The organism is Dyella sp., from assembly GCF_035503745.1.
GTDB lineage: Bacteria > Pseudomonadota > Gammaproteobacteria > Xanthomonadales > Rhodanobacteraceae > Dyella_B.
The window spans coordinates 1-6083 of the sequence record NZ_DATJTC010000004.1 but is presented as its reverse complement, the minus strand read 5'-3'; the positions used below and the strand labels follow the sequence as shown (position 1 = coordinate 6083).

The 6083-nt window shown below is 60.3% G+C and carries 8 protein-coding genes; 7 read left to right on the top strand and 1 reads right to left on the bottom strand.

What is annotated here, in order from left to right:
* Window positions 1-74: 74 nt before the first annotated feature.
* From rpsM to VME63_RS00935, 7 genes are all read left to right on the top strand, one after another.
* A complete protein-coding gene (gene rpsM, locus VME63_RS00965; RefSeq protein ID WP_325429327.1) occupies window positions 75-431 on the top strand; it encodes a 30S ribosomal protein S13 in 357 nt (118 codons plus the stop codon).
* 29 nt (window positions 432-460) lie between these two features.
* Window positions 461-847 carry a 30S ribosomal protein S11 gene (rpsK, locus tag VME63_RS00960; protein ID WP_115477094.1) on the top strand — a complete coding sequence of 129 codons (387 nt, stop codon included), beginning with the start codon at window positions 461-463 and terminating at the stop codon, window positions 845-847.
* A gap of 11 nt (window positions 848-858) precedes the next feature.
* Window positions 859-1485 (top strand): 30S ribosomal protein S4, encoded by a 627-nt coding sequence (gene rpsD, locus VME63_RS00955; protein ID WP_325429324.1) that lies wholly within the window; start codon window positions 859-861, stop codon window positions 1483-1485.
* Window positions 1486-1501: 16 nt separating this feature from the next.
* Window positions 1502-2500 carry a DNA-directed RNA polymerase subunit alpha gene (locus tag VME63_RS00950; protein WP_115477092.1) on the top strand — a complete coding sequence of 333 codons (999 nt, stop codon included), beginning with the start codon at window positions 1502-1504 and terminating at the stop codon, window positions 2498-2500.
* Window positions 2501-2746: 246 nt separating this feature from the next.
* Window positions 2747-3130 (top strand): 50S ribosomal protein L17, encoded by a 384-nt coding sequence (gene rplQ, locus VME63_RS00945; RefSeq protein WP_128899640.1) that lies wholly within the window; start codon window positions 2747-2749, stop codon window positions 3128-3130.
* A gap of 158 nt (window positions 3131-3288) precedes the next feature.
* Window positions 3289-3801, top strand: a complete 513-nt coding sequence (locus VME63_RS00940) for a disulfide bond formation protein B (protein WP_325429329.1) — start codon at window positions 3289-3291, stop codon at window positions 3799-3801.
* Complete coding sequence (locus tag VME63_RS00935) at window positions 3798-5162, top strand: class II 3-deoxy-7-phosphoheptulonate synthase (RefSeq protein ID WP_325429320.1); 1365 nt, start codon at window positions 3798-3800, stop codon at window positions 5160-5162. Before VME63_RS00940 ends, VME63_RS00935 begins: the two co-directional genes overlap by 4 nt.
* A 40-nt stretch (window positions 5163-5202) precedes the next feature.
* Here the strand turns inward: VME63_RS00935 and VME63_RS00930 are convergent.
* Window positions 5203-6083, bottom strand: an 881-nt coding sequence (locus VME63_RS00930) for a hypothetical protein (protein ID WP_325429318.1), incomplete at its 5' end; no start/stop codon positions are given.

Genomic DNA, 6083 nt, shown 5'->3' with positions numbered 1-6083 from the left:
GGGCTTTCCTGACAGTTTGATTAAGGTTAGAATTGCGCGTTTACCGCGCAAGAAAGCATCGGAGAAAGTACATCATGGCGCGCATTGCGGGTGTCAATTTGCCGGTCCAGAAGCACGTCTGGGTTGGCCTGCAGAGCATCTATGGCATCGGCCGCAGCCGGGCCAGGAAGGTCTGCGAAGCGGCGGGTGTGAACCCGAACGTGCAGATCAAATCGCTGAGCGAAGGCGAGGTGGAGAAGATCCGCCACGAGGTCGCCAAGTATGTGGTGGAAGGCGATCTGCGCCGCGAAGTCGGTATCGCGATCAAGCGCCTGATGGACCTGGGTTGCTACCGCGGTCTGCGCCACCGCCGTGGCCTGCCGGTGCGCGGCCAGCGCACGCGTACCAACGCCCGTACCCGCAAGGGTCCGCGCCGCGCGATCAAGAAGTGATCGCTTTTTAAGAGATTTGGATTCCGAACATGGCAAAGCCAGTTAAGACCAAGAAGAAAGTCAAGCGCGTTGTCACCGATGCGGTGGCGCACGTGCAGGCGTCCTTCAACAACACCATCGTCACGATCACCGATCGCCAGGGCAATGCCCTGTCGTGGGCGACTGCCGGCGGCGCGGGTTTCCGCGGTTCGCGCAAGTCGACCCCGTTCGCTGCCCAGGTTGCCGCCGAAAAGGCCGGCCGGGCTGCCGGCGACTATGGCGTGAAGACGGTGGAAGTGCGTATCAAGGGCCCCGGCCCGGGCCGCGAGTCGGCGGTGCGTTCGCTGAACGCGCTGGGCTACAAGGTTCTCAACATCATCGATGTCACGCCGATTCCGCATAACGGCTGCCGTCCCCCCAAGAAGCGTCGCGTCTAAGGAGCACAACCATGGCACGTTATCGTGGAGCTACCTGCAAACTCGCGCGTCGTGAAGGTTCGGACCTGAGCCTGAAGAGCCCGGCGCGCGCCATCGACTCCAAGTGCAAGCTGGAGAACAAGCCCGGCCAGCATGGCGCCAACAAGCGCGCCCGCCTGTCCGATTATGCTGTCCAGCTGCGTGAAAAGCAGAAGGTCAAGCGTATTTACGGCGTGCTTGAGCGCCAGTTCAGCAACTACTACACCAAGGCGTCGACCCTCAAGGGCAACACCGGTGAGAACCTGCTGCGCCTGCTCGAGAGCCGTCTGGACAACGTCGTCTACCGCATGGGTTTCGCCGTCACGCGCGCCCAGGCTCGTCAGCTCGTGTCGCACAAGGGCATTCTGGTCAACGGCAAGAAGGTCAACATCCCGTCCTACCAGGTTCGCCCGGGTGACGAGATCGCCGTGACCGAGCGCGCGCGCAACCAGCTGCGCGTGCAGGAAGCCGGCACCGTGTTCGACACGATGGATCTGCGCCCGCAGTGGGTGGAAGTGGACAGCAAGAAGTTCGCTGGCACGTTCAAGTCCGTGCCGGATCGCGCCGACCTGCCGACCGACATCAACGAAGCGCTGATCGTCGAGCTTTATTCGAAGTAATCAACCGGAGCCATGCATGGCAGTTTCGTCAACTAGCGTGCTGCGGCCTCGCGGCCTCAGTGTTGAACAGCTCGGACCGAATCGCGCCAAGGTAGTGGTGGAGCCGCTCGAGCGTGGCTTTGGCCACACCTTGGGCAATGCGCTGCGTCGCGTGCTGCTCTCCTCGATCCCTGGCAGCGCCATCGTCGAGGTTGAAATTGATGGCGTGCTGCACGAGTACACCACCCTGGAAGGGTTGCAGGAGGACGTGATTGAAGTCCTGCTCAACCTCAAGGAAGTGGCGATTCGTCAGCACACGGGTGATGAAGTCACCCTGACCTTGTCCAAGAAGGGCAAGGGTGTGGTCACCGCGGGTGATATCACCGTCGATCATTCGGTGGAGATCATCAATCCGGAACATGTGATCTGCCACCTGACCAAGGACATCGCGCTGAACATGCGTCTAAAGGTGCGTCGTGGCGTCGGCTATCAGCCGGCAAGCCTGCGTCAGCATCCGGACGACGAAGCGCGCCCGATCGGTCGCCTGCAGCTGGATGCCTCGTTTGCTCCGGTGCTGCGCGTGGCCTACGAGGTGGACGCCGCTCGTGTCGAGCAGCGCACCAACCTCGATAAGCTGGTGCTGGATATCGAAACCAACGGCACCATCGGTGCGGAAGATGCGGTGCGCAAGGCCGCTGAAATCCTCAACGACCAGCTGTCGGTGTTCGGTGATTTCTCGCGTCGTGAAAGTGCCACCGACAAGGCGGAGAAGGGCGGTTTCGATCCGCTGCTGCTGCGTCCGATCGACGATCTGGAACTCACCGTGCGTTCGGCCAATTGCCTGAAGGCCGAGAGCATTTACTACATCGGCGATCTGGTTCAGAAGACCGAAGTGGAGCTGCTTAAGACGCCGAACCTCGGCAAGAAGTCGCTCACGGAAATCAAGGATGTCCTGGGCGTGCGTGGTCTGGCCCTGGGTATGAAGTTGGAAAACTGGCCGCCGCCGGGCCTCTCGCACGGCATGCAGCTGGGTTGATTTTGCCGCAGCCGCAGTCGTTAAGACTGCGGCTGCTGGTGTATTGGACACGGTCACCTTTGATCGTAGTCGCGAGTCAGGTGGAGTTCCGTCGCTTTTTTTACGGTGCTGGCCTGACGCGAGAGCGGCCCTTCGGCCGCGCTCTTAATAAGAGCCCGTTCCACCAAGGGCTTGCATAGCGGGTAACCCGCGGAAATCCGGCCATAAGGACCGGTTTTTCATAACAACAGACAAGAGAGTCTCATCATGCGTCATATGAAATCCGGGCGTAAGCTCAACCGCACCAGCAGCCATCGCGAAGCGATGTTCAAGAACATGGCTTCGTCGCTCATCAAGCACGAGCTGATCCGCACGACCCTGCCCAAGGCCAAAGAGCTGCGCCGTATCGCCGAGCCGCTGATCACCCTGGCCAAGGTCGATGGCGTCGCCAATCGCCGTCTGGCGTTTGCCCGTCTGCGCGACAAGCAGGCCGTGGGTAAGTTGTTCGTCGAATTGGGCCCGCGTTACCGCGAGCGTCCCGGCGGCTACCTGCGCATTCTCAAGTGCGGCTTCCGCCCGGGCGACAATGCGCCGATGGCGTACGTCGAACTGGTGGACCGCCCGCGTACCGAGGCGGTCGACGCCGAGTAAGATCGTCCCAAGCCCTTGTTTGGACGTCCAAATACAAAACCCCGGCCGGGCAACCGACCGGGGTTTTGCTTTTTTACGGGCGCCGAGGCCCCGGCCTACTGACAGGGTCTTTGCGAGCGGGTAATGTCAACATCCTGATCCCCGATGCCAACGAACTCATGAACCCCTTACGCTGGTCCTACCGCGCCAGTTTCTTCCTGGGCTTTTTCATTTGCGCCGGTCTGCTGGGCTTCGCCCTCTATGCCGAGCATGTGTGGGGAATGGAGCCGTGCCCGCTGTGCATCTTCCAGCGCATCGGTTTTATGGTCATGGCAGTTTTCTTTTTGCTAGGCGCACTGCATGCGCCGCGCGGTAGCATGCGCTGGTTCTATACCGGCCTGCTGCTGCTCGGCGCCCTGTTCGGTCTGGCGACGGCGGTACGCCATCTGTGGATCCAGTCGCTGCCGCCGGATCAGCTCCCCTCCTGCGGCCCCAATCTTGCGTACATGATGGATGCCTTTCCGTTCGCGAAGGTACTTAAGATGGTGTTTACCGGCTCCGGCGAGTGCGCCAAGATCCAGCCGATCCTCGGCCTGCCCATGCCATTGTGGACGCTGCTGTGGTACATCTTGCTATCGGTCTGGGCCATTCGCGCGACGCTGCGCCGCGCCGCGCCGAGGTTGCGGTTATGAATACTTTGACAAACCCCTTGCAGCACCTCGATTGGACGCCCACCTCCTGGCAGCAACGTGTTGCGTTGCAGCAGCCGCACTATGAAGACGCGGCTGAACTCGCGAAGGCGATCGAGGCGCTGGCGCATCTACCTCCCCTGATCACCTCCTGGGAAGTGCTGTCGCTGAAGCAATCGCTAGCCGAAGCGCAGGAAGGCAAGCGCTTCCTGCTGCAGGGGGGCGATTGCGCGGAGAGCTTCGCCGACTGCACCAGTCCGATCATTTCCAATCGCCTGAAAGTGCTGCTGCAGATGAGCCTGGTGCTGGTGCACGGGCTCAAGCAGCCGGTGCTGCGCGTAGGCCGTTTTGCGGGCCAGTACGCCAAGCCGCGCTCGGCCGACACGGAGACCCGCGATGGCATCACCCTGCCGAGCTTCCGCGGCGACGTCATCAACGGCCCAGCATTCACGCCCGAGGCGCGTCGGCCTGACCCGCAGCGCCTGATCCGCGCGCATGCGCATTCGGCGCTCACCATGAACTTCGTGCGCGCGCTGATCGATGGCGGGTTCGCGGATTTGCATCATCCGGAATACTGGGATCTCGCCTGGGTGGAGCACTCGCCGCTGGCGGCCGATTATCGACGCATGGTGGCGGGTATCGGCGATTCGTTGCGATTCATGGAAACCCTGGCCGGTCCTATTGCCGGGTTCACGCGGGTGGACTTCTTTACCTCGCACGAAGCGCTACTGCTGCACTATGAGCAGGCGCTGACGCGACAGGTTCCGCGCCACCGCGGCTGGTTCAATCTCTCCACGCATTTCCCGTGGATCGGCATGCGAACCGCCGCCCTGGATGGCGCACATGTGGAATATTTCCGCGGCATCCGCAATCCGATTGCGGTAAAGGTCGGCCCTTCCGTCACGCCAGAGCAGTTGTTGCCGCTGATCGATGCGCTCAACCCGGACGACGAGCCTGGTCGTCTCACGCTGATCCATCGCATGGGAAATGCGCAGGTCGCACAAGCACTGCCGCCTTTGCTCGAGGCCGTCAAGCGCGAAGGCCGACGCGTGCTTTGGGTAGCCGACCCGATGCATGGCAATACCGAAAGCACGTCGAACGGTTTCAAGACGCGTCGCTTTGACAATATCCGTGGCGAACTGGAGCAGGCATTCGATATCCACGATGCCGCCGGCACGCGCCTGGGTGGCGTCCATCTGGAACTTACCGGCGAAGATGTCACCGAGTGCATGGGCGGCGCGCGTGATCTCAGCGAGGCCGATCTGCAACGCGCCTACAAGTCGATGGTGGATCCGCGCCTCAATTACGAGCAATCGCTGGAACTGGCGATGCTGATCGTGCGCAAGTCCGGCCGCCTGGGCTGACCGGAAGCGCCCGCGTCAAGCGGCCGCTGCCCAGACGTAGTCAGGGGCCTTTGTATGTGGTCGGGATTTTTTCACCCGCAAAATTGCTTATGACGATGCTGCTATTTTCGCCAGGTAATGTCTGTTGAGCGTGGGGGTCGCCATCGTCCAGAAGGTATAAATAACCATAGTCAGGCGGGGTTTTTTCGATCTCCGCCGGGCTCGATTCTTTTGGCATGATAAAGCGGGCAGTTCTCCAAACTGTATGGGTTCCATCACTCTCTGGATGGGGGTGAATGTATTCAACGTCTTCGTAGTGCGTGTCGTACTTGCCGGGATCTAAGGTTCCCAATTTGTCTTTGTCTTCCGGTCTCAAATAAATGAACTGAAAAATGGCGTTCGGAAAAGGACGTTCCGGATTGACAGCGTTACCCAGTGATTTGAATGTGTAATGCTCGACCAGTTTATTGTCGGCATTTAGTCCGCCGTAAACGGCCAATGCACGGGGTGCTGTTTCTACGTTAAGTTGAGAGTCTCCAGAAAAAGAAACGGAAGTGCGGGTGAAATCTTGGCCGATAGCTTTGAAGTAATCCGGAAAAGCCTCCGAAAGGTTCTTCAGCGCCTTAACGTTGCCGCTTTTCGCGTCAGATAGGCCATCCTGAGGCCGTGTCGGGTCATCCACCGGATTTGTATCATTACTGGTGTCACCGTCGGTGGGGTCATGAAACTGCGAAGTGGTGGGTAGGCCATTCTGAGGTCGCTCCGGCTGCGGACGCATGTCTATCGGCGGTCTGTTCGGCACAACGTAGCTGGCGGTTCCAGGCGGCAGCTTCGCGTAATAGTTGTAATTGTTCTGGACGCTCCCGCTATACCACCAGTTGCTGCGCCAGGTGTCGGGCCGGATGTCATGGCTATCCCATGCGCCCACCAATTGATAAACAT

Excerpts from the sequence above, each read along its gene's own strand:
- VME63_RS00950 (WP_115477092.1), top strand. The coding sequence starts at position 1,502 with ATGGCAGTTTCGTCAACTAGCGTGCTGCGGCCTCGCGGCCTCAGTGTT.
- rpsK (WP_115477094.1), top strand. The coding sequence starts at position 461 with ATGGCAAAGCCAGTTAAGACCAAGAAGAAAGTCAAGCGCGTTGTCACC.
- VME63_RS00940 (WP_325429329.1), top strand. The coding sequence starts at position 3,289 with ATGAACCCCTTACGCTGGTCCTACCGCGCCAGTTTCTTCCTGGGCTTT.
- rpsD (WP_325429324.1), top strand. The coding sequence starts at position 859 with ATGGCACGTTATCGTGGAGCTACCTGCAAACTCGCGCGTCGTGAAGGT.
- rpsM (WP_325429327.1), top strand. The coding sequence starts at position 75 with ATGGCGCGCATTGCGGGTGTCAATTTGCCGGTCCAGAAGCACGTCTGG.
- rplQ (WP_128899640.1), top strand. The coding sequence starts at position 2,747 with ATGCGTCATATGAAATCCGGGCGTAAGCTCAACCGCACCAGCAGCCAT.
- VME63_RS00935 (WP_325429320.1), top strand. The coding sequence starts at position 3,798 with ATGAATACTTTGACAAACCCCTTGCAGCACCTCGATTGGACGCCCACC.